We start from the raw sequence: 23,095 nt of genomic DNA on the forward strand, positions 1-23,095 counted from the left end.
CCCCGCCGGAGCCGGCCGAGCGCTCACGACACGCTCTCTCCGGTGCTCCGTCAGGCGGTGCTGTCGTCAGCCGCCCCGCCCGGGGACCTGGGGGCGGCTCCTACGTCGTCCAGCCGTCGCGGGTGGTCAGGCCCAGCCGCTCGCGCCGTTCCTCCTCGGCCACCAGCCAGGCCGGCCTGGCCTTGGCCGGAGGCCGGTAGAGCCGCTTGACGGCGACCCCGCCGAAGACGAAGGACCCGAAGAAGGCGAGCCCGACGAGCGCGTCGAGGAGTTCCTGCCCGGACACCCAGGTGTAGGCCAGCATCACCGCCCAGAGGGCGAACATGATCGCCCCCGGGAGCTGGGCGAAGGGCAGGTTGCGCCACTCCTTCGGCTTGGCCACGTCGAAGTAGCGCTCGGCCCACGCGCTCTGCGCGTCCGCCCCGCGGAACCGGCGATGGTTGACGAACCCGAGGATCGCCATGAGGGCGGCGGCGAGCACCGCCCACACCGGCGCGTGCGGGTAACCCGTCAGCACGGCTGTCTCATCCAAAGAGCTTGTTCCATCCCTTCTTGATCCCGGAACCGATGGACTTGGCGGTGTTCACCACAGGATCTCGCACCTTGTCGTAGGCGGCGATGGCGGTGTCACCGACGACTCCGCCGACCATACCCCCGATGTAGGCACCGGCCGCGCCACAGACCGCCGCGAGGACCACTCCGGGGCTGCACGCCGCGGCCCCGATGGTGGCACCCGCATAGGCGCCGCCGGCCACCGCGGCACCGCGGATACCGGCTCTCAGCGCCTTCTCGCCCTTGTTGATGTCCTTTCCACTGTCGGAGTTCCACTGGGTCAGCGCGCCGTCGGCGAAGGTGGTCACCAGCCCGAACCGGCCCAGGAACTTTCCGGCCTTGGCCAGGCGGCCGCCCCACTTGATGCCGCGCGCCTCCACCCTGACCGACTTGGCGTCGTACCACTTGCGCAGCCCGTTCCAGAACCAGCTGGTCTTCCAGTTGCCCTGCGGGTAGCTCGCCGCCTTGAGGGCGTAGATGCCGCCCATCACGCGCCCGTTCTCGGCGACGTTGGTTCCCCAGGTGTTGAGCATGTCGGACGGGCCGCCGAAGCCGTAGGCGAGCCAGCCCAGCGCCGTGAACTTGCGGGGATCGACGCTGCTGAGGGTGTTGGTCTTGACGGTACTGCCGTAGGAGGTGGTCACGCCGCCGCTCGGCGCCGGGCGGTGCGGTGCGCCGCCACCGCCACCACCGCCCCCGCCGCCTCCGCCGCCCTTTTTGCCGCCACCACCGCTGTTGAGCAGCGCCATCAGCGCCCGGATGATCGCCAGCAGAGCGGCGATCCAGCTTCCCCAGAACTTGCCGTCCGGGTCGGTGAAGGTGACCGGGTTGTTGTTCGCGTAGGCGTACCCGTTCATCTGCTGCGGGTCCTGCGGGTCGATGATCGGGTCGACGCTGATGAAACGGCCGGTCGCCGGGTCGTACTCGCGGGCGCCCAGATGTGTCAGGCCCGTGGAGGAGTCGACGGTGCCACCGACGAACCCCTTCTCCGAGGGCCATGTCCCCGGTGGCGCCCCCCGCAGCTGGCCGAAGGGCTTGAAGCGGCGCTGGGAGACCGCCTGGGTGGTGGCGTTGATCGCGAGCTCGCCGGTGCCGTTGTGGTCGTTGGCCAGGAAGGTCACGCCCGCCGTGGTCCTGACCGCGACCGCGACCGTGTCGTGGACGTAGTACCTGGTGGCCTCGACCTTCGTGGTGGCGTTGTCCAGCCGGAGTTCCATGCCCGGCAGGTACAGGGTCGTGGCGGCCGGTTCCCTGCGGATCAGCCGGTTGCCGTCGGCGTCGTAGAGGTAGGAGGTGACCTTGGCCCCGTCGGTGACCTTGCTCAGCCGCCCCTCGGCGTCCCAGTCGAGCTTCTGGTCGACGGCGCCGATCTTGCGGCTGGTCGTGTTGCCGGTGGCGTCGTAGCCGTAGCTCTCGACGCGCGCGCCCGCGCCCCCGGTCTGGGTGACCGAGGCCAGCGCGTGCGGTTGCGGGGCCCCGGGGGCCGGGTAGCCGTAGAGGCGCTGGGTGTCGGCGGTCCCGCCGATGCCGTGCTCGACCTCCCTGGTCCTGTTGCCCGTCGCGTCATAGCCGAACGACTGCCAGTACGGTGCCACACCTCCGACGAGGTTCGCCGCCGGTGCGGTGGCGCAGCTCTGGGTGCCCTGCGTCCACGCCTCGGTCATCCTGCGCAGGTAGTCGTAGGAGAAGCACTGGGTGTCCGTGCCGGACCGGGAGACGTCGGAGACCGCGGTGACGTTGCCCGCCGCGTCGTAGGTGTAGGTGGCGTTGCGGTCCACCCCGGCGACGTCCTCGCGGTCGACCCGCGCCGACTTCAGCCGCTGCGTGCCGTACTCGTAGGAGTTGGTCAGCCAGACCTTCTTGCCTCCGGTGGAGAGCTCGTACTGCTCGGGCTTGCCGGTGAGGCTGTGGATCGACCTGGTCACGTAGGAGGTGAGCCCGGAGGTGACGGTGGGCCGCCGCAGCTCGTCGTAGGAGTAGACGACGGTCTCGGCCGCCAGGCCGCCCGAGGCCGGGAAGGTGGCGGACTGTACCGTGCCGTCCAGCTTGTAGCGGGTGTCGAACTGGTAGCTGCCCGCCAGCTCCTTCTCGGTGCCGGGGATGGTGACCGTGGTCCGGATCGCCCGGTCCAGGTTGTCGTAGGCGTTGACGGTCGTGGTGTACGCCTGGCCGGCCACGTTCCTGGTGGAGCTGGAGAGCTGCCCCTTGCGGACCGTGTCGTAGGTCCACGCTGTCAGGACGGTGCCGGTCTGCGACCCCTCACGGACCTCGGTCTTACGGCCGAGCGCGTCGTAGGTAGTGAACAGCTTGGCGCCCCTGGCGTCCTCGGTGGAGGTCACCCGGTCCAGGTCGTCGTAGCTGGACCTGGTCGTGCCCTTGTCCGGGTCGTCCACCCGGATCTCCCGGCCGCGCAGGTCGTAGTGGTGGGTCCAGGTGTTGTTCGCCGCGTCCTTGACCGTGGCGAGCTTGCCCAGCGGGGTGTAGGTGTAGAGGGTCCGGTCGAAGTCGCCGGTCGGCGAGTCCCCCCGGTACTGGCGCAGCTCGACGATGTGGTCGCGCGCGTCGGTGAAGGTGGTGACCGGCGTGTCCCCGGTCGGCGGGTCCACCGTGACCCGGCCCCCGGCGTAGGAGGTGGTCGTGCGCCATTTCTCCTGGGTCTCGCCGTTGCCGACGAGGAACCGCTCGACGGTCACCCGGTTACGGCCGTCGAAGTCGAAGACCTTCTGCGACTCGACGTTGCCGTCGAAGGCTCCGAAGAGGGTCGTCGAGGGCGCCCCGGTCGAGTAGTACTGCCCGTACTCGCGGGCGACGTTGCCCCGGGAGTCGTAGAGCTTGTCGGAGATCAGCCGCCCGCCGCCCGGCCCCGGGTCCTGGGTCTGGCGCAGCCGCAGCCTGCCGTCGTACAGCTCGTAGGTGGGCTCGGTCTGGCCACCCTCGGCGGTCAGCCGCTTCGTGCCGATCGCGATGATCTGGCCGTCGGTCACCCGGTAGCTGAACTCCAGGTTCGGTGTCTGCCTGGACGCCTTGGAGCGGTCTGCCATCCACACCTTGAGCAGGCGGCCCAGCGCGTCGTACTCCAGGTCGGTCCGCTTGTCTCCTGCGTCCAGCTTGACCGTCTCGAAGCCGAAGGCCGGGTCGCGCTCCTCGCTCGTCACGTGGGCCGTGCCGGCGTCACCGGGCTTCACCGGCGGTCCGGTGGTCTTCACCAGCGTGGCCAGGCCCGCGGTGTCGGTGTAGGCGACGGTCGTGACGTTGCCCGCGGCGTCCTTCGTGGTGAGTTCGCGGCCGTAGGAGTCGTAGGTGGAGATCTCGGTGGGGACGTACGTCACGGTGGTGCCGTTGTGGCTCGCGATCTTCTCGACCCTGGTGACCTCTCCCCTGGTCGGCGCCGCGCCGAAGGCGCCGTTGTCGTAGAAGGAGCGCCCGTCCTCGATCACGTGTTTGGACCGGTCGGGCGTGACCGAGCAGGCCACCGAGAGGCTCTCCACCCGCGAGGGGAACTTCAGCATCCAGGCGGTCTTGTCCTGCGCGTACGTGGTCCTGACACACCGGTCGTCGGCCGCCGTGGCCAGGTCGCCCTTGTCGTCGACCTGGGTGGCCAGGCCCGTGGCGGGGTCGTAGGAGGTCACGGTCTCGGTCTCCCGCCACTTCCCCTCGTCCATGGCGGTCCAGGTGTGGCTCTTGGCGACGTCCGTCAGGTTGGCGGTGACCGTCCCCCAGCTCCTGGTCCGGCTGGCGGTCTGCTGCCGCCACGGGGTGTTGACCGTCTTGACGGCCACCGCGCCGCCGACCCCCTCGTACTCCGTCCTCTTCAGCTCGAAGCCCTGCAGCGCCTCGTGGTCGACGTGCTCGCCACCCTCGCCGTCCTTGACGGAGACCTTCTTGGTCCCGCCGTCGGCGTTGAGCCGGTCACCGTCCATGCCCCTCAGGAACAGGCGTTCGTTCTGGGAGCGCAGGTCGTTCCACCCTCCCGTCTTGACCCGCACCCGGCCGTAGCCGCGCCACTGCGACCAGGTCTTGTACTTCTCCTTGGTCATGCCGTCGTCATCGTCGTAGTGCCAGGCGGCACCGTCGAGATACTCGTAGGTGGTGAGCATGTCCGGCGCCTTGCCGGTCCTGTCGCTCTGCACGACCTGGGTGACCACGTACTTGTGGAACCAGTCCCGGATCGGGTCGGCATGGCCGGTCGGTGTCCACTTGACCGGGAAGCAGCGCCGGGTGTTGGTCTCCGGCGTCGGCAGCGAGGACAGTGTGCAGTCGGCGTCGGAGTAGTTGACGTCGATCTGACCGCCGGACTCGTCGTAGATCGCCCCGACCCGGTACTTGATGAACGGCGCGATGTCATCGCCCAGTTTGTCCACCCGGTTGGGCAACTGGACGTGGTTGAACGTCACCGGGGGCAGCGTGATGGCCGGGGACGCCGCGTGGCCGGTGTGCTGGATCGACTTGATCAGCAGGGCCCTGTCGATGTCGGCGTCGCCCCACAGGTGGTCCAGTTTCCAGGAGTCGACGTCCCGGTAGTCTCCGTCGGCCTTCAGCACCTGGGTGGTGACCTTGGTCAGCCGCTTGCGCGACCAGAAGGTGGGCGCCAGCGTGCCGTGGGTGCCCTTGCACTCGGTACCGGCGGCGCAGTTCAGGTCCCAGGGCACGTCCGGCCACCTGGTCGGGTTGGCACCGATCTTGTCCGTCGCGCAGTCGGCGGCGGTCGCCGACAGGCAGCGCTCCGAGACGCCGAAGACCACCCGGGCCGACGGCTTCGCCGAGAACAGGGTGCCGGCGCGCTGGCCGTAGTCGATCCGGTCCAGCCAGCCGCCCCGCACGTAGGGGGTGTCGTCGGCGGGCTTGAGGTTGCGGCCGTAGTGGTTGCCCTCCTGCGTGTAGAAGTAGGAGATGGCGTTGCCCCGCGGGTCCACGACGTAGTCGAGGTTCCACCGGTAGGCCTGCTGGCACCAGGAGGTGGCGAACGTGGAGCCGTGGCAGGGCTCGCCGTCGTCGTCGCCGAAGACCGGGTGGGTCCACGTCGACTTCGTCTCCTCCTTGCCGGTGCTCCAGCCGGGCAGGCGGTTCAGGCCGAAGAAGTACTGCACGCCCTCGGTGGTGGTCAGCTTCCAGTACTCGCCGTCGTTGTCGCCGTTGGCCTTCCCGGTGTCCTTGACCCGCTCGATGCGGGTGCCGTCGTCGTTCTTCATCCGCCAGGTGCCGTCCGCGGCCTGGACCAGCTCGCCGCCCTTGCCGTTCCAGCTGAGCGTGGCGTTCTCGTAGGCCCAGCACTGGTCGCCCGGCGGAGTGCCCCACTCGTCCTTGGGGGCGCCGTCGTCGGCACACGGCTTGTAGCCGCGCTGGATGTAGCCGGGCCAGTAGTCGAAGCCCTCTCCCACCCAGGACGGCTGGTTGTTGGTGTTGGACGTGCGGCCGTCCATCGCGCCCGAGGAGTAGCCGATCTCCACCTTGGGCGCGAGCTCGCCGGGGACGGGGGGCACCCGCATCGGGTACGACCAGGCGAAGTCGCCCGACTGCTCGGAGACCGCCCAGGTCGACGAGGCCGACAGCGCCGTCGCCTTGTAGTCGCCCTTGTCACTGGACTCCCCCGCCACCGCGGCGAGCACCGTCGCCTGCGGTGCGGCCGTCACCTCGGCCGACAGCGTTCTCGCCTCGGTGTCGTTGCGCGAGGGGACCTCGGTGCCGGTACGGCACTCCGGCGCGTCAGGGGTGGTCAGCGCGCAGGCCGGCAGCCGGACCAGGCGCAGGCGGCTGCCGTAGGACCCGCCGAAACTCCCGGCGAACCCGGAGTAGTCCAGCTCGACGCCGACCTGGCCGGTCCCGGGGCCGCCCACGGTCAGCACGACCCCGTCCACGCCGGCGCGCCGCGCCGCCGCCTGTTCCAGGACCTGGACCTTCACCTCTTCCACGGGGGGCGCCGCCCCCCTGGCCCGTGACTGGGGAGCGCGCACCCGGACCGGCAGGTTCCCGGCCCGGACCGCCTCCCCGCTCGCCGGTACCCTCGCCTCGGTCACGCCCGGCTCCGGCCAGCCCTTCGGGGCCGGGTCGGGCTCGGCCGCCGCGGGGTCGGGCTTGCGCGGTCTCACCGTCTCCGCTCTGCCGGGTACCACGCGCTCGGCGCTCTCGACCTCGGGACGCTCTCCGTCCGGCCCGACCGCGGCGTGCGCCGGCGGCGCCACCAGCAGGCCCGCGGCGGTGACCAGTGCCGTGAACACGGCCAGCCATCGCCGGGTACCCGATTCGTATAACCCCTTCATGAACATCCTCCGCACAGGCGCAGGCCACCGGCCGCCGCACGCGGCGGCCGGGGCACCTCAGGAAATGGGGGTGGAAGGGGGATCGCGAACCGTGGCCCGCGACCCCCTTCTCAGGTCAGGGGCCGGTCTCGGTGTCGAGCTCGTTGCCCGCGGCCAGCATCTGGATCTGCTCCTGTGTGGCGACCCCCTGGAAGGCCCACACGTCGTCGATCACGCCGGGCCAGTACTCGCCCCAGGCGCCGTCGCCCTTGGTCCGGCCGAGCTGCAACCCCTTCGTGGCGTTGAAACCCAGCACGTTGAACCGCCAGGACACCTGCTCCTCGGTCTGCTCCAGCTCCCCGTTGACGTAGAGCCGCATCTCGTCCTGGAGGGCGTCGTAGGCGATCGCCACGTGGTCCCACTCGAAGCTGGACTGGAAGGCCGAGTGCTCCGTGGTGGGGCGCGCGGCTCCCGTGGCGTCCTTGTCCGGCATCTCGATCTGGTAGCCGCCCGCGTTGGCCGGGTCCGCCGGGTCCGGCCGGTAGCGGAGGGTGAAGGCGCTGTTGACCGCGCCCTCCTGGCTGAAGACCGCCGCCGTCCGGCCGGGACGGCCAGCGCTGGTCACCCAGCCGGCGACGGTGAAACTGTCGTCCGTGCGCACCACGGGACCGGCGCTGGCCGCGTAGTCGCCGTCGCCGTCCAGGACCAGCGCGCCCGGCGGGGTGCCGACCCAGCCCGCGCCCTGGTCGATGCGGGCGTTGCCGTACAGGGTGACGTGACGGCCCGCGGTGCCGTCGTCGGCCGCGATGGTCAGCGGGGAACCCGAGGCCAGCGTGGCGATCTCGGAGTCGGTGACGACCTGGTCGAAGATCCGCAGGTCGTCGATCTCACCGGGGAAGAACGATCCCGCCGCGCCGTCGTAGGAACCCGCGCCGAGCTGCACCGGCCCGGTGGCGTTCCACGGCGTGGTGAACGCCGTGGTCGAGGCCAGCTTGCCGTTGACGTAGAGCCTGATCTGCTTGGTGGCCGCGTCGTAGGTTCCGGTCAGGTGCGTCCACACCCCACCCTGTGGCACCGAGGTGGACTGCGCCCGGATGATCGTGGCGGAGGCGTTGTTCGCGCTGAACCGGTTGAAGATCCACCGATCGTAGGAGGAGGAGTAGTACAGCTCGAACGCCGGTTTCACCGTCGCGGTCTGGGTGGCGATGATCCCCGCATGGGTGGGTTTGGTGGCGGGGAGCCTCGCCCAGGCCGACACCGAGAAGCTCTTGGTGGTGTCGAGCACGGCTCCGGTGGTCTTCAGGTACCCGGTCGTGCCGTTGAGGGTGACGGCCTTGCCGAACTTCCCGGTCGTGCCGAAGGTGACGGTGCCGACCTTGCTCGCGGGGTGGACGCCGCCCGCCTCCTCGGCCCGGGTCGCGCCCGCCGCCTCATCCAGTTTCCAGTACGCCTTGCTCGCCCGGACCGCCGAGGCCGAGTCGTTCAGCTTCCAGCGGGCGTTCACCACCGGGTGCTGGCTGAAGAGGTTGCCGACCTCCTCCGGGGTGACGATCCGGTCGAAGATCCGCAGATCGTCGATCTCACCGGGGAAGAACGCGTCCGGGACCGTGCTGTACAGGCTCGCACCGATCTGTACGGGTCCGGTGGCGCTCCACGGCGTGGTGAACGCCGTGGTCGAGGCCAGCTTGCCGTTGACGTAGAGCCTGATGTGCTTGGCGACCGAGTCGTACACGCCGACCAGGTGCGCCCACTCCCCGCCCTGCGGCGCGGTGGTCCCGATCGCCCGCACGATCGTGGCGCTCGTGCTGTCGGTGCTGAACCTGTTGAAGATCCACCGGTCGTAGGAGGAGGAGTAGTACAGCTCGAAGCCCGGTCGCGCCGTGCCCGCCTGGGTGGCGATCACCCCGGCGTGGGTCGGTTTGACCTCCGGGAGCCGCGCCCACGCCGACACCGAGAAACTCGTGGTGGTGCCCACCACCGGAGCGGTGGTCCTGGCGTACCCGCTGACGCCGTTGAACTGCGCGGCGCTCTTCGAGACGCCGTCCACGCCCAGCGTGACGCCGCCGGTGACGGTGGCGGGGAAGGTTCCCCCGATGTCCGTGACCTGCGGGGAGTCGATGGGCTCGTCCAGCGGCCATTCGGCCTTCGCCGGTGCTCCGGCCTTGACCCTGAAGGCGTGGCGGCCGATCTCGCTGACGTTGCCGGCCGCGTCGAACGCCTGGACCGTGATGTAGTTCAGCCCGGCGTGCTCGGGCGCGATGTCGATCGTCACCGGGCCGCCGGTGGTGCCGGGCTTGCGCTCGTTGGCCTGGGTGGGGTTGCCGTTGATCCCGAACCAGTACTTGACGACGTCGCCGGAGGCGGAGGTGGCGGTGAAGCGTCCGTAGCGGCCCACCCCGTCGTACCACGGGTCGAGCTCGTCCTCCGGATCCGATTTGGGGTAGGCGGTCGAGGTCAGCACGGGGGCGGCCGGCACGCTCTTGTCATAGGTGTAGTAGCAGCCGGTCGCGTCGCCCGCGTAGCTCCACGGGCTGTACTGGTAGCCGTCCCAGGTGCGTACGGACCAGGCGATCGTCTTCTTCTCGGGGATCGTCGAGGGCATCTTGACCTGGAACGTCGATCCCGTGGTCTTGGGGCCGATCCTGCCGGAGGTCCACTTCGTCGCGCCGTCCCAGCTGGCCTGGAACTCGGCGTACACCTTCTTGGCGTCGGCGGAGTCGGAGTCGTGCAGCACCGCCGACAGCGTCGGGGGCACCCGCACCGCCGGAGCCGGGGAGTAGACGCACTTGCCTCCCGGGTCCATCGTCAGGTTGGCCATCTTCGGCTGGGGCGGCGGGGTGTTGTAGTTGACCCGGAGCCAGGCGTCGTCGGCGAACCGCTTCCATCCGTACGGGTCGGTCTCGTACCCGGCCTTGAGGCCGAACGTGGTGGTCGACCACTTGCCCGCCGCGGCGTCCTTGACCGCCTTGGTCGCGTTGAACTCCACGTCGCCACCCGGGCAACTGGAGGACCAGCCCTTCGCCACGTCCCGGGTGTCGAGGTGTTCGAGCCAGTTGTCCTTGGTGGAGTTCCAGGTCGAGCCCTCGACGAACCCCTTGGTCCGCCAGAGCTGCACGGTGCGGCCGTCGCAGGAGTAGGACCAGGTCTCCTTGGCGACGAACTCCGCGGAGATGATGTACTTGCCCGCGTAGGCGCTGGTGGGCATCCGGTAGAAGATGCGCTTCACGTCCGAGGGCGCGCACTTGGAGTCGCCCGAGCAGTAGCCCATGCCGGAGTCGGCCTTGCCGCCGAACTTGTAGTACGACGTGCTCGGGTAGGTGCGGGAGACGTACCCCCAGGCAGAGGCCTTGACCGTCTTCCACACCGGGTCGATGTAGACGGGAAAGCGCGTGTCGGGAGCCGTCAGCAGCGCGGCCTCGGGAGTGAGGGTGAGTGATCCGTCCTCGACGGCGGCTCCGACGTCGGCCACCTTCGAGGTCGGTGCGGGGCCCCTGGCGAGGTCCTCCTGCGGCTCGGCCGCCGCGCGCCTCTCCGTCCCGGCCGACGCGGTCCCGGCCTGCGTGCCGGAGTCCCACATGATCGCCGACGGGGCCTCGAAGACCGCGCCTCCTCCCCCGGTGTCGACGGCTCGCAGTTGCCCGTCCGTCTCCGCGCGCACCGCCAGCTCGGTCCCGCCCAGGTCGAAGCCAAGCCGGGCGAGGGCTCCGCTCTCCGCCGCCTCCCTGGTCTTGACGACGAGCGTGTGCGCGAACCCGTCGGTGTCGGCCCGGACGACCAGGTCGACGTCCTTGAGCACCGACCGGTAGACGGCCGAGTCGCCCTGCAGTTCAGGTTCCGGCAGTTTCCCCGGCCACTTCAGCGACATCTCCCGGCCGGCCCGAGCCATCCGCACCATGGGCTCGTCCCCTCCACCGGAGAGGGTCAGATCGACGGTGGAGGCCCGGGGCCCGATGGACCCGTCGGGCCTGCGGATCAGGGTGACGTCCGGCGCCACCCAGGAGCTGTCCTGCCGGACCCTGACAGGGCGCAGGTGTTCCACCGCGGTGAAGGAACCGTCGGGGTTGGCGAAGACCTCCCTGCTCTCACCCCGCTTGGCGAGGATCTCCGTGCTGCGGCCCGTCTCGCGGGCGATCCTGCCGGCCTGCTCATCCGTCGGAGCCACCGGCTCCGCCGAGGACGCGACCGCCCTCGGAGCCCCTTCATGGACGTCGATCGCGACCGTTAACCCCGTAGCGATAACCCCGACGGCCAGTACGGCCGCCAGGCCCCGTAACGTTGACATGCGCCTCACCAGAAAAAGGGATGACAGCAGCCCAAAGCTGTGTCACCTGGTAGAAAAGGGGCAAATCAGCGCTGATGATCACCATGTAAAACCGGGTGACGCTCGTTGTCAATGATCTTTTTGCGATCGAAACGAACGTGCTTGCGGTTCTCGGTAAGCGATTTCCACAACTTCCCAGGTGGGTGCGTTCCACAACTTCCCGGGCGCGCGAGAAGAATGCCCCGGTTCTCTGGCCGGACGTCGCCCGGAAACCGCGGCGCGCCCCGGACCTCTCGGCACGGGGAACGGAGGCGCTTCGCTAGATCCCCTTCAGCTCCACCGTGGTGATCTCCGAGACGTCGGTTCCGGTGGCGGTGTCCCAGCGGACCGAGGTGGGGGCGGTGTCCAGGGACAGCACCGCCACCGCGTTGGAGAACCAGGGGCCGTTGGTGATCCGCCACCTGAAGGGCGCCTTGGGAATCTTGGCCAGCCGGGAGAGCGAGCGTCCGATCAGGCTGGCGACACCGAACTGGGCGACGATGTTGGCCAGGCGGAGCGTGCGGCTCAGCGGGTTGCGGATCGGCGAGCAGACCAGCTGGTAGACGGGGAGCCCGTGCGCCTTCGAGACATAGGAGTAGTGCACGTCTCCGGAGAGTATGATCACCGGCCTGCCCAGCCCGGCCAGCAGCCTGGACAGGTCCTCGAAGGAGCGCCGGAAGGCCGCCCAGTGCTCCAGGTCCAGCCCCTGGCGCAGCGCCTCCGACCAGCGGGCCACCCTGGCGCCCCAGGCCCCCTGCGCCAGCGCCTCGTTCCAGTTCTGGATGTGGTGGATGCCCGCGGGAAGCAGGAACGGCACCGAGGAGCCGATCACATAGCGCTTCGCGCCGTCCCGCTGGAGCTGCTCGGTGAGCCACTCCCACTCCACCGGGTCGATCATGCGCCGGTCTTTCGGGGTGAGCCGGCGGGAGCAACGGGAGTCCAGCATGATCAGGCGGGTGTCGCCGAGGTCGCGGGCGTAGCTCCACCGGCTGTCGACGGGTACGTCGTAGGCGTGCTCGGCGAACGCGTCGAGGACCTCCCCGCCGTCCCCCTCGGCCGCGCACACCTTGCTGAGCAGTTCGTCGGCGGCGCGCTCCGCCGGCGACAGGTTGCCCAGATGCTGGTAGACCCAGTAGGCGCCGATCCCGGAGATCACCCGGTGCCGCCACCACGGGACGTGCTCCATCTGCTCGCGCCAGGTGCTGGAGGTGTTGAAATCGTCGCGCAGGTCGTGGTCATCGAAGATCATCGCGGTGGGCACCGTGGAGAGGATCCAGCGGATCTCCGGGTCGGCCCACGCCAGGCGGTACAGCTCGGCGTACTCCTCGAAGTCGGCGATCTCCTTCTTCGGCTCGCTGTCCCTGCGATTTCCGATGAACTCCAGCATCTCGGCGGAGGGCTCGTCGGCGTAGACCTGGTCGCCGAGGAGCAGCAGCAGGTCGGGCCAGCGGTCCTCGGGCGCCTCCATCAGGGTGCAGCCGTACGCGCGCAGCATGTCCACCCCGTGGGAGATCGTGTGCAGGGGGTCGTGCGGCACGCTGGTCCGGCAGGAGCCGAACATCACCCGGTCCGGCCCGTCGGGGCCGAGCAGGCGGATGCGGCTGGGCGGCTGGTCGGGCAGCGGCCACACGGTCTCGGTGTCCAGGCGCACCTGGTAGGTCCCGCCGCCCGCCACGTCCACGATCGCGTAGTGGTGACCGTGCACCGTGAACGTCCTGGCCTGCGAGCTCACGCCACCGACCTCGACCGTCACCTCGCACGGCTCGCTCGTCTCCAGCCATACCGACGCGCTCGTCTCGTCGACGTAACGCAACATCGGTCCGAGCACAAGTTCCGGCACGTTCATCCCCTCAGTCACCGCACGACGGCGGGAATCCTTTACCGGAGCCCACCAGATCCGTACCTTCCTCCCAGATTGCCCAGAGACGCGGACAGATAACAACGCACCATCCGGTCGCGGTGGCGCGACCAGGCCTCGGAGCGGTCACGAGAACGAAACACTGCCCGTCCCCGCAGGCAAAAAAGCGCACCTACTCTGATCGTGACCAGCTGCCCCGGGCGGAGCAAAGGCGCTCCGCTCACCGTATGGAGGTTTCCCTTGAGGACGCTCACGGTGCCGTCGACGACGCCGGCCACCACCGCTCCCGTCAGCCCTGGCCGTCAGGCCCTCGACACCGCGCTCTTCCAGCTCGGCCAGGCGGCCGACCGGCTGGACCTGGACGACAGCCTGCGCGCCATGCTCGCCACTCCCCGCCGCTCACTCACCGTGTCGGTTCCGGTCCGCCGCGAGGACGGCCGGATGGACGTCGTGCAGGGTTTCCGGGTACAGCACAACATCACCCGTGGCCCGGCGAAGGGCGGCATCCGTTTCCACCCCCGCACCGACGTCCACGAGGTCACCGCGCTGGCCATGGGGATGACGTGGAAGTGCGCGCTGGCCGGCATCCCGTACGGAGGCGCCCAGGGCGGCGTCTCGGTGGACCCCGCCTCGCTGAGCACCCGGGAGCTGGAGCGGGTCACCCGCCGCTACGTCAACGAGGTGCTGCCGATCGTCGGCCCCGAGCGGGACGTCCCGGCCCCCGAGGTCGGCGCCGACAGGCGGACCATGGCCTGGATCATGGACACCTACTCGGTGAACGCGGGCTACCCGGTGCCCAGCGTGACGACCGGCGGATCGACGACCTCCGGCGGCGCGCCGGAGCGGGCGGAGGCCACCGCACGCGGCGTGCGGTTCGCCACGCTCAGGGCCATGTGCGGCTCCCCCGAGGGCCATACCATCGCGATCCAGGGCTTCGGCAAGGTCGGCGCCCCCACCGCGCGCCACCTCGCCGACGCGGGCGCTCTTGTGGTCGCGGTCTCCGACAGCACCGGGGCCGTGGTCAACCGTTCGGGCCTGGACGTCGACGGCCTGCGGGCGTGGTCGAAGGAGACCGGTGGAGTGCGCGGCTACCGCGAGGCGGACCCGCTGTCCCACGACGACCTGCTGGAACTCGATGTGGACGTGCTCGTTCCCGCGGCCCTGGAGGGGGCGATCACCGAGCAGAACGCCCCCCGGATCAGGGCCGGCCTGATCGTGGAGGGTGCCAGCTGCCCCACCACGCCCGGGGCGGACCGCGTCCTCGCCGACGCGGGCATCACGGTGGTCCCCGACATCCTGGCCAACGCGGGCGGTGTGATCGTCTCCTACCTGGAGTGGCTGCAGGAGGCGCAGGCTCGTTCCTGGAGCGCACGCGAGGTGGACGCGAGGCTCCGCGGCCTCGTGGAGAACGCGTTCGACACGGTCGCGGCGGTCTCGGCCGAGGGAGGGATCACCCTGCGCCAGGCCGCCCACGTGATCGGCGTCGGCCGGGTCGCCGAGGCGCACCGCTCGCGCGGGCTCTGATCCTGAAAGCCGTGCCCCGTCACGCGCTACCGGGCCGCGGCGGTGACGATTTCCTCGCAGATCGCATGGGTGGCCAGGGCGTCGGCGGCGTCGACGACGGTGCCGGAGCGGACCGCGTCGAGGAACTCCAGGCAGACCTGCTCGATGCCCCGCTGCCGGGAGACCGGGGTCCAGTCGCCCCGCCTGGTCAGGGTCTCGGCGCCGGCGTGGTCGGTCACCTCGGCCATGTTGACCACCCGGCGCTTGGCGCCGCCGCCCATGACCTCCACGCTCTCCTCCGCCAGGCCGCCCATCCTGTTCATGATCCCGAAGGCGGTGAAGCCGTCCCCGGAGAGCTCCAGCGTCACGTGCTCCAGCAGTCCCTCCCTGACCCGGGTGCGGACGACGGTGTGCTCGACCTCACCCGGCACCAGGAACCTGAGCGTGTCCACGACGTGGATGAAATCGTCGTAGACGACGGCCCGCGGGCTCTCCGGATGGCGCGCACGGTGCTTCTGCATCACCACCAGATCGCGGGGAAGATCGCGCAGAGCGGCGTAGGACGGCGCCCTACGGCGGTTGAAACCGACGAGCAGCGACCGCTCGCTCTCCCGCGCCAGCCGCACCAGGCGCTCGGCCTCGGCGAGGGTGTAGGCGATCGGCTTGTCCAGGTAGACGTGGACGCCGGCCCGCAGCAGCGGCTCGACGACCTTCACGTGCGCCTCCGTCGCGACGTGCACGAAGGCCGCCTCGACCCCCGCGCCGAGCACCTCGTCCACCGAGGAGAACCGGCGTTCGACCCGGTAGGCGTCACCGAGGCGGTCGAGGGTGGCACGGTCGCGGGTGCACAGGTGCAGGTCGAGGCCGGGGGTCGCGCCGAGGACGGGCAGGTAGGCCTTCTGCGCGATGTCCCCGAGGCCGATGACAGCGATCTTCATGCTGAGAGCCTACGGCGCGCGCTTTTCCGGCGCGTACGTCGCGCCCCCGGGCCGGCGCACCTGCCGTACGGCGTCCGGCCGGTTCCTACGCCGCCGCGGCCAGACGGTCACGCCACCACGCGATCGTCGCGACCAGCGCCTCGTCCATCGGGGTCGGCGCGATGCCGAAGGCCTTCTGGAAGTCATCCGAGTCCAGGACGAAGGGCCGGACGAACTGGTAGCGCAGCTCCTCCAGCTCGCCGAGCATCGGGGAGAAGGTCCCGGCGGCGCGCAGCAGCCAGTGCGGCATGGCCTTGACCCCCGGGTCGGGGATTCCGGCGAGCGCGCACAGCCGCGCGGCGACCTCGCGCACCGTCATCGGCTCGTTCGTCGGGATGTGCCAGGCTCGGCCCCAGGCCCGGTCACCCTCACCCGCCGCGACCAGGGCCCGCGCGACATCGGGCACGTAGGTCCAGCTGTGCGGCTGTGCGGGGTCGCCGACGACGCGAACGGCCTTGCCCGCCAGCAGCCTGGGCACGAGCCTCTCCCCCAGGTGTGACTGGTCCAGGCAGCCGGGGCCGAAAAAGTCGGATCCGCGCACCTCGGTCACCCGGACCCGGCCCGCCTCGTGCGCGGCCAGGGCCTCCTGCCACAGCCGGACCCGTATCTCGCCCTTGGCGCTGGGCGGGGTCAACGGGTCACTCTCCCGCATCGGCCTGGTGGGAGCGGCGTAGACGTAGAGGTTGCCGAGGATGACGTATCCGGCGCCGGTGTCCTCGGCGGCTCCCAGCAGCGACGCGGCGAGCGGCGGCCAGTCCCGCGCCCACCGGTGGTAGGGCGGGTTGACGCAGTTGTAGAGGACGGCGGCGCCCCTGGTCAGGGCGGTCAGCTCCGTGCGGTCGCCCGCGTCGGCGGCGACCCTGCGGATGCCCGGCAGTTCGGGTCCCGAGCCCGAGCGGCTGAGCAGGACCACCTCGTGGCCCTGTCCGGCCAGCAACCGGGCGACCTCGGAGCCGACCTGACCGGCTCCCGCGATGACGTGCTTGGCCATGATGGTTCTTCCTTCACTGGTTCCAGAGGAGCCGCAGCGCGGCATTGACGACGAAGAGTGCGGCGAAGGCGATCCCGGGGACGACACGGCCGGCCATGACCAGCGCCGCGGCGCCGCCGCCGAACCAGAGCACCTCCAGGACGGCACGGGCGAGACCGGTGAGCGGGATCGTCGCGCCGTTGGGCGCGCCGAAGATCGCCCAGGCCACGACGAACAGCGCGGGGCCGCCGAGGCCGAGGAGCAGCTTCACCGGCCAGTTCGAACCGGTGACGAAACCCCAGTAACCGACCGAGGCCAGCACGCCCAGCTCCAGCAGGAACATGACGAGCAGGTTGGTGTTCTTGGCCAGTGAGATCATGGGGGCTCCTAAGAGATTGCCGCTCCGTTCTGAGAGCAATGCTCTCGTTAAAGAGCGCCGTTCGTCAAGAGCAGTGCTCTCGTTTCTTTCCAGTGCTCTGATATGGTCGGGACATGAGTTCGAGCCTCACCGCACGCGAAAGGGTCAGGGCCGAGCTGACCCGCGAGATCGCCGACGTCGCCCGCGGGCAGCTGGCCGTCGACGGCGCGAGCGGCCTGTCCCTGCGCGCGGTCGCCCGCGAGATGGGCATGGCCTCCTCCGCGATCTACCGCTACTTCCCCTCCAAGGACGACCTGCTCACGGCCCTGATCATCGACGGCTACAACGCCCTCGGCGAGGCCGTGGAGAACGCCGACGCGGCCGTCCCGCACACCGACCACGCGGGCAGGTGGATGGCGGTCTGCCACGCCGTACGGGACTGGGCACTGGCCCACCCGCACGAGTACGCCCTGCTGTACGGCTCCCCCGTCCCCGGCTACCAGGCTCCGCAGGACACCGTCCCCGCCGCGATCCGCGACACCGTCGTCTACGGCCGGATCGTCTCCGACGCCCACCGGGCCGGAACCCTGAACCCACCCGGCGACCACCCGCCCGCCCCGCCGTCCTTCCGCGAGGACGCCGCACGCCTGCGCGAGCTGATGCCCGACGTCCCCGACGACGTGATCGTCCGCGGCCTGATCACCTGGACCGGCCTGTTCGGCTGGATCAGCTTCGAGTTGTTCGGCCAGTTCAACAACGCGATCCTGGACCGCGCCGCGGCCTTCGACCACACCATGCGCTGTCAGGCCCGCACCCTCGGCCTACCCGCCTGACATGTCACGACTTAGCGGCGATCGGTAACGGTTGCCGATTCAACGTGATAAATGAGAAGAATCGGCTTTCGAGTGAGCCGTCCCCCCACAGGCGAGAGGCGCTGCCGACTTCATGGTGGACAGTCCCATTCACGGCGAGGGTGTGACGGTCCGCACCCTCTTCGAGCGGAACTCCTTCGCACTGGACTACTACCAGCGTGAGTACACCTGGACCCGGCACGAGGTCAGCACGCTGATCGACGACCTCAGCCAGCGCTTCCTCAGCCAGTGGAACCCCCTGCACGACCAGGAGGAGGCCGGCCGCTACGCCCCGTACTTCCTGGGCCCCTACGTCTACCACGAGAGCGACGGCCGCACCTTCCTCGTCGACGGCCAGCAGCGCGTCACCACCCTCCACCTCGTGCTCATCTATCTCCGGCAGCTGCTGCTCGACCAGGAGATGTGGATCAACGTCGACGAGCTGGAAGGGCTCACCTACACGGCGCGGCACGGCAGACGGAGCTTCAAGGTCGGCAGCTCCGAGGAGCTGTCCCGCGCGCAGCTGCTCAACTCCCTGGTCACCGATTGGAACGGTCTCAAGGGGTTCACCCTGCCCGACGACGCGCACATCTCGGTACGCAACCTGCACGACCGGAGCAGGGAGATCGACGGGGAGTTCCCCGAGGAGTTGCGCGGCGAGGCCCTGGTGCCCTTCGTCCGGTGGCTGCTGGACCGGGTCTGCCTGGTCGGCATCCGGGCCCTCGACCAGGAGAACGGCCGCGAGATCTTCGTGTCGATGAACGACCGGGGGCTCCGGCTGAGCCACGTGGACCTGCTCAAGGGCCATCTCTTCCGGCGGATCGGCGAGCAGCCGCGCGAGGAACTGGGCAGGGAGTGGGCCGACATGCTGGCCCGTCTCACCACCGCGGAGACCGACTCCCCCGAGGCCAACACGCCCAGCGCGTACGTCCGCTCGTTCCTGCTGGCGCAGTACGCGCACCTCGACAAGGACTCCGAGGACGCCGCCGAGATCGGGCGGGCCGTCCACGAGTGGATCCTGCGCAACGACGTCCAGCTGGGCCTCGGCCGCCCGGCAGAGGCCGAAAAGTTCGTGCGGAAGCTCACGGACGTGTCGAAACGCTACTGCGAGCTGCTCCGCGCCTGCCGGGAGTTCACGCCCGCCCTGGCAGCCGTCTACTTCAACGGCTACAACGGCATCGACAACCAGTTCACACTGCTGCTCTCCGTCGTCTCTCCCGAGGACACCGACGAGGTGTTCGTCCGGAAGACCTCGATGGTCGCCTCATTCCTTGACCTCCTCTACGTGCGCAGGTGCGTCAACAACCTTCCCGTGCAGCGCCGCGACCTCGACGAGGTCATCCACCGGCTGATCCCCGTCCTGCGGATCTGCCGGACCGCCGAGGACGTCGCCACGGTCCTCGGCCGGGAGACCTCCCTGCTCGACCACGACTTCCGCGAGCTGGCCTCCTTCGGGCTGCGGGCCAACAACCGCCGCGTGGTCCGCTACCTGCTCTCCCGGATGACCGCCCACGTCCAGCGCGCCTGCGAGGGAGGGCAGCACGAGTACGCCTTCCTGCGGGGGCGGCGCGACTACGAGATCGAGCACATCTGGGCCAACCGCTTCGAACGGTACCGGGACGCCGTCAAGACCACCGCCGAGTTCTACATCCGGCGCAACCGCCTCGGCGCCCTGCTGCTCCTGCCCAAGTCCGTCAACGCGAGCTTCCGCGACGATCCCTACGACAGGAAGATCGAGCACTACTACGCGGAGAACCGGCTCGCCGCCTCCCTGCACCCCAAGAGCCGCCTGCGCAACACCCCGTTCACTCACTACCTCAGGGACTCGGGGCTGGACAAGGCGTTCCGGCCCTGCCCCAGTTTCGGGGTACGGGAGATCGAACAGCGCCAGCACCTCTACCGGCTGCTCTGCGAGGAGATCTGGAACCCGGCCAGGCTCGGCTTCCGCCTGCCGGTGATCCCGCTCCCGACTCCTGTCGAGTCGCCCACGGCCCGCCGCCACTACGGCGTCGAGGTCGCCGACCTGATCAGGAGCGGCCTGATAGCGCCGAACGCCAAGATCTTCCGTACGGTCAAGGGCGAGGTCCACCACGCCACGATCGAGGAGGACGGAAGGATCAGGCTGGCGGCGACGGACCAGGCGTACCACTCCCTGTCCGCCGCCGGGGCCGCGGCCGCGGGGAGCAAGGCGTGCGCCGGCTGGGACGTCTGGCGCATCGACCGCGACGGCGCGGCGATCCCGCTGAAACGCCTCCGCGAGGAGGCCATCACCCGCGGCCTCGTTTCCAGCAGCCGAGGATGAGACCTGCTCTCACCGCCGAACCAGCATCCAGAACCGGACAGGTGAGGGCGCTGAGAGCGTGTTCGGCGGACCGGCGGCGGGCCTTCCCGCTACCGTCGCGTCCATGACTTCAGGCGGGTCGCCGGTGTTGCCGGTTGATCAGTATGTGGCCTCACTCGCACGCAAATGGATGGGCGCCGGAGCGATCCTGCGGGACGAGTCGGGCTCGGTGCTGCTGGTGAAGCCGACCTACAAGCCGACCTGGGAGGTTCCCGGCGGGGCGATCGAGGCCGACGAGTCCCCGCAGGCCGCCTGCCGAAGGGAGGTGGCCGAGGAACTCGGTCTGGACCGTCCGGTGGGACGGCTGCTGGCAGTGGACTGGATACCCTCCCGGCCCAAGTGGCCCGATGGGTTGGCCATCGTGTACGACGGCGGAGTCCTCACCCCGGACGAGATCTCCGCGATCCGGGTGCCGGAAGAGGAACTGGCCGGGTGGGCGTTCGTCGCACCGGCGCAGGTGGAATCGCTGGCGCACCCGCGACTGGCCCGGCGGGTCGCCGCCTGTGTGCGAGCACTGGAGACCGGGACGACGGCATCCCTGGAGAACGGCAGCCCGACCGATTGAGATGACAGCCTCACCGGGAGGGGTCCGGCCGGGGCACGGGGGAAGGCCCCGGCTGGACGTCTGGTGTCGGCCCTGCCCCTCTCCTTTCGAGGGAGCGACAGGACTTGAGGGGAGAGGCAGAGCAGTTGACCGCCGGCCTCCGCGCGGCTCGCGGGGAGCCATGTTCGTCTCCCTATTCGGAGGCCGGTTCGGGAGTCAACGGGTTGTCAGGGGGCGGAGTGGCCCGGATGCGGCCCATGATCCCCGAGGCGTGCCACGACCTCGCGGCGACGATCATTATGGAACCGTCGACAACCTCTACCGGGAGAACGCCTTCCGTACGGCACCGCGGATGACCTCGCCCGGCCGCTGCCGTTCCCCGTGCGGGGAGGTGAGGACGACGAGTGATCCGGTGACGGCGGGAAGGACCCACTGCAGGACGCGCAGCTGCTGCGTGCCGGTGACGTCGTCGGGAGTTTCCCTGCCGAACTTCACCGCCCCCCTCCACCGGCACGTCGCCGGCGCCCACGAGCTTGGCGCCGAGTACTCCGGTGTAGGCGGCCGACCGACGACCAACCCCGGAGGTTGCGCTCGGCATGCTCATGCCCCATGCGTGAGCCCTATCCAGCAGGCGACCCTCATGGCGCAACTCTTTCATATAGGAAAGAGTTGCGCCATGACTGGAAGTAGCACAATGGCCACCTTCGGTTCTGTCGGCGAGGCGCAACGGGGCCTCGTGTCGACGAGGCAGGCGGTCCAGAACGGCGTCTCCAATCTGGACATGACCCGGCTCACCCAAGATGGGGTGCTCAATCGTGTCGCTTACGGTGTCTACCGCGTTTCAGGTTCACCCGCCGGTCCGCTCACCGAACTGCGTGCCGCATGGCTCATGCTCGAACCACAGACCGGGGCCGATGTCCGGATCCATGCTGTCGTGGCCCTGCCGAACTCTTACCTGGGCTCTGCTTCCGCGAAGAGGTGATCGTTCACCTCAACCTCCCGAGGATGCTCCGGCCTTCAGGCCGGGGAGGAATCAGGAGCGGGAGGGCCGCCAAGGCCCGAGCGTGCCCTGACCGGTCGGTCATGTCGATCGGCTTCTTTCTGGGTGGTGTAGCCGTAGCCGTCCGCGCGTTGAAGGTGACGGACGTGCCGGTGGTTGATCCCGGTGACGCGGCCGTGCCGGGTGGTGATGTCGAACGAGCCGGAGGAGCGGACCAGGACTCGCCCGGCGTGAATCCCGGCCTTCTTGCCCGCTGGGACGTTCGCCCGGACCAGGTCGCCGGTTTGGAAGCCGTGGTGCCGTTTGATCCGTGGCCGGGAAAGGCGGGGGAATCCGTATCGGTCGGGGGTGGTGCGGGCGTAGGTGCCGCGCCCGGTCGCCGTGACCACCAGGACCACCGGCGGCCAGGCGGTCACGCTCTCCAGTTCGCCGACGTGCAACGCGTCCAACGTGTGCGACTTGGCGGCGCCGGTACGGGAGCGGTTCCATTTGGTGCGCCCGCCGGAGGCGGTGTGAACGGGAAGGCCGGTCGCTTCCAGTGCCCGCCACAGCGCCCACCGGGTGGCGTTGACGGCGGCGGCATCTCGCAGTGGAGCCTTCGCCTGCCGGAGGATCTTCGTCAGGAGGGCGGGCCTGCCGTTGAGGAATTCCTCGATCGGGGTGGCGTTCTTGGCCTGGTTGCAGCCGATGCACGCCACGGTCAGGTTGCTGATCCGGTCCGAGCCGCCCCGGGAACGCGGGTGGATGTGGTCGAGGTTGAGTGGTACGCCGCTCGCGCCGCAGTAGGCGCAGGTGCGCCCCCACTTGGCCAGCAGGTATTCGCGGACCTCGTACCCGGCGAGGGTGCCCTGCTGGTACTCCGCTCCTTCGAGCGGCCGCCCGGCCGACAGGGCGTGGGTGTCGAAGGAGACCCGCTCCACGTGGACGGCGGCCACGGGCGCCCACCTGGTCAGCCGCGCCACCCACGACATGGTGGTGTCCACACGGTGTCGCAGGGACGGCGCGAGCCACCCCGGGGGTCTGGTCCGGTTGAGGAACCGGGGGGCGCGGTAACGCAGGTTCGCGCTACGGCGTCGCCGTCGATACCGCGAGCGGGCGGTGAGCTTGTCGCGGATCGCCGCGCCTCGGTGGTCGAGCTGGATCGCGTACCTTCCCCTCCGGTTCGCGCCGCGCGAGGTGAACACGGCCAGGCCGGTGTGCTTGCTGCCGGGGTCGATGCCCACGTGCACGCCTTCGACGGTCGAGGTCGCCACGTCGCGGTCCTTGAGGCGGATGACGAACGGGGTGTGACGGTGAACCACCGCCCGCCCGGCCGCCAGCAGGCGACGGGCACGGGCGGGATGGCAAGGGTCGAGCGGGTGGCCGCGGGCGTCCAGGACGAACACGACGGGGTGAACCTCACGGTTCGCTCCCTCGGACGCCGAAGCGTCCTCGGGGTGACGTCGAGCAGACCGGGTGCCGGTCCGCTCGATCTCCCCTCGCCCAGGTCGAACACCAGGTACCGCCGTGTGGCGGTGTCCGTGAGCCGTTTCGTGCCCACCCTCGGGCGTGTCTGCTCCCACGGATTCCAGAGCGGCAGGCTGAGGAAGCACCCGCCGGTGGGTC

14 protein-coding genes are annotated in these 23,095 nt (G+C 69.9%); 5 read left to right on the forward strand and 9 right to left on the reverse strand.

The genetic code is table 11. The features are described 5' to 3' along the window. Window positions 1-100: 100 nt before the first annotated feature. The 4 genes from ABT130_RS40490 to ABT130_RS40505 all read right to left on the reverse strand — a co-directional run bounded on the left by ABT130_RS40490 (window position 101) and on the right by ABT130_RS40505 (window position 12,928). The gene (locus ABT130_RS40490) at window positions 101-532 is read right to left on the reverse strand and encodes a hypothetical protein (protein WP_350964834.1); all 432 of its coding nucleotides are present in this window, start codon (window positions 530-532) and stop codon (window positions 101-103) included. After that, window positions 525-6,809 carry an RHS repeat domain-containing protein gene (locus ABT130_RS40495; RefSeq protein ID WP_350964837.1) on the reverse strand — a complete coding sequence of 2,095 codons (6,285 nt, stop codon included), beginning with the start codon at window positions 6,807-6,809 and terminating at the stop codon, window positions 525-527. Before ABT130_RS40495 ends, ABT130_RS40490 begins: the two co-directional genes overlap by 8 nt. A 115-nt stretch (window positions 6,810-6,924) precedes the next feature. After that, window positions 6,925-10,950 (reverse strand): LamG-like jellyroll fold domain-containing protein, encoded by a 4,026-nt coding sequence (locus ABT130_RS40500; RefSeq protein ID WP_350964839.1) that lies wholly within the window; start codon window positions 10,948-10,950, stop codon window positions 6,925-6,927. Between the two features lie 418 nt (window positions 10,951-11,368). After that, on the reverse strand, window positions 11,369-12,928 hold the full coding sequence (locus ABT130_RS40505) for a DUF7800 domain-containing protein (RefSeq protein ID WP_350964842.1): 1,560 nt from the start codon (window positions 12,926-12,928) through the stop codon (window positions 11,369-11,371). A 258-nt stretch (window positions 12,929-13,186) separates the two neighbouring features. Here ABT130_RS40505 and ABT130_RS40510 point away from each other — a divergent pair, with 258 nt between their 5' ends. Continuing rightward, window positions 13,187-14,470, forward strand: a complete 1,284-nt coding sequence (locus ABT130_RS40510; protein WP_350964845.1) for a Glu/Leu/Phe/Val family dehydrogenase — start codon at window positions 13,187-13,189, stop codon at window positions 14,468-14,470. Window positions 14,471-14,496: 26 nt separating this feature from the next. Here ABT130_RS40510 and ABT130_RS40515 read toward each other — a convergent pair whose 3' ends face one another. The 3 genes from ABT130_RS40515 to ABT130_RS40525 all read right to left on the reverse strand — a co-directional run bounded on the left by ABT130_RS40515 (window position 14,497) and on the right by ABT130_RS40525 (window position 16,775). Further along, window positions 14,497-15,387 carry a Gfo/Idh/MocA family protein gene (locus tag ABT130_RS40515; protein ID WP_350964847.1) on the reverse strand — a complete coding sequence of 297 codons (891 nt, stop codon included), beginning with the start codon at window positions 15,385-15,387 and terminating at the stop codon, window positions 14,497-14,499. A gap of 85 nt (window positions 15,388-15,472) precedes the next feature. Then, entirely contained in the window at window positions 15,473-16,417 is a 945-nt protein-coding gene (locus tag ABT130_RS40520; protein WP_350964850.1) for an NAD-dependent epimerase/dehydratase family protein, read from the reverse strand. A 13-nt stretch (window positions 16,418-16,430) separates the two neighbouring features. After that, a complete protein-coding gene (locus tag ABT130_RS40525; RefSeq protein ID WP_350913301.1) occupies window positions 16,431-16,775 on the reverse strand; it encodes a YrdB family protein in 345 nt (114 codons plus the stop codon). A gap of 113 nt (window positions 16,776-16,888) precedes the next feature. Here ABT130_RS40525 and ABT130_RS40530 point away from each other — a divergent pair, with 113 nt between their 5' ends. The 3 genes from ABT130_RS40530 to ABT130_RS40540 all read left to right on the forward strand — a co-directional run bounded on the left by ABT130_RS40530 (window position 16,889) and on the right by ABT130_RS40540 (window position 20,511). Next, window positions 16,889-17,587, forward strand: a complete 699-nt coding sequence (locus ABT130_RS40530) for a TetR/AcrR family transcriptional regulator (protein WP_350913299.1) — start codon at window positions 16,889-16,891, stop codon at window positions 17,585-17,587. 112 nt (window positions 17,588-17,699) lie between these two features. Continuing rightward, the gene (locus tag ABT130_RS40535; protein WP_350964852.1) at window positions 17,700-19,907 is read left to right on the forward strand and encodes a DUF262 domain-containing protein; all 2,208 of its coding nucleotides are present in this window, start codon (window positions 17,700-17,702) and stop codon (window positions 19,905-19,907) included. Between the two features lie 145 nt (window positions 19,908-20,052). Then, window positions 20,053-20,511: an NUDIX domain-containing protein gene (locus tag ABT130_RS40540; protein WP_350964855.1), complete on the forward strand. Its 459-nt coding sequence runs from the start codon at window positions 20,053-20,055 to the stop codon at window positions 20,509-20,511. 297 nt (window positions 20,512-20,808) lie between these two features. Here ABT130_RS40540 and ABT130_RS40545 read toward each other — a convergent pair whose 3' ends face one another. After that, a complete protein-coding gene (locus ABT130_RS40545) occupies window positions 20,809-20,985 on the reverse strand; it encodes a hypothetical protein (protein WP_350964858.1) in 177 nt (58 codons plus the stop codon). Window positions 20,986-21,184: 199 nt separating this feature from the next. Here ABT130_RS40545 and ABT130_RS40550 point away from each other — a divergent pair, with 199 nt between their 5' ends. Continuing rightward, window positions 21,185-21,472 (forward strand): type IV toxin-antitoxin system AbiEi family antitoxin domain-containing protein, encoded by a 288-nt coding sequence (locus ABT130_RS40550; protein WP_350964861.1) that lies wholly within the window; start codon window positions 21,185-21,187, stop codon window positions 21,470-21,472. 35 nt (window positions 21,473-21,507) lie between these two features. On the opposite strand, the gene iscB is transcribed toward ABT130_RS40550, so the two are convergent. Further along, complete coding sequence (gene iscB, locus ABT130_RS40555; protein WP_350964863.1) at window positions 21,508-22,875, reverse strand: RNA-guided endonuclease IscB; 1,368 nt, start codon at window positions 22,873-22,875, stop codon at window positions 21,508-21,510. Window positions 22,876-23,095: the final 220 nt, after the last annotated feature.

It is taken from the genome of Streptosporangium sp. NPDC001681 (genome assembly GCF_040298085.1).
GTDB lineage: Bacteria > Actinomycetota > Actinomycetes > Streptosporangiales > Streptosporangiaceae > Streptosporangium.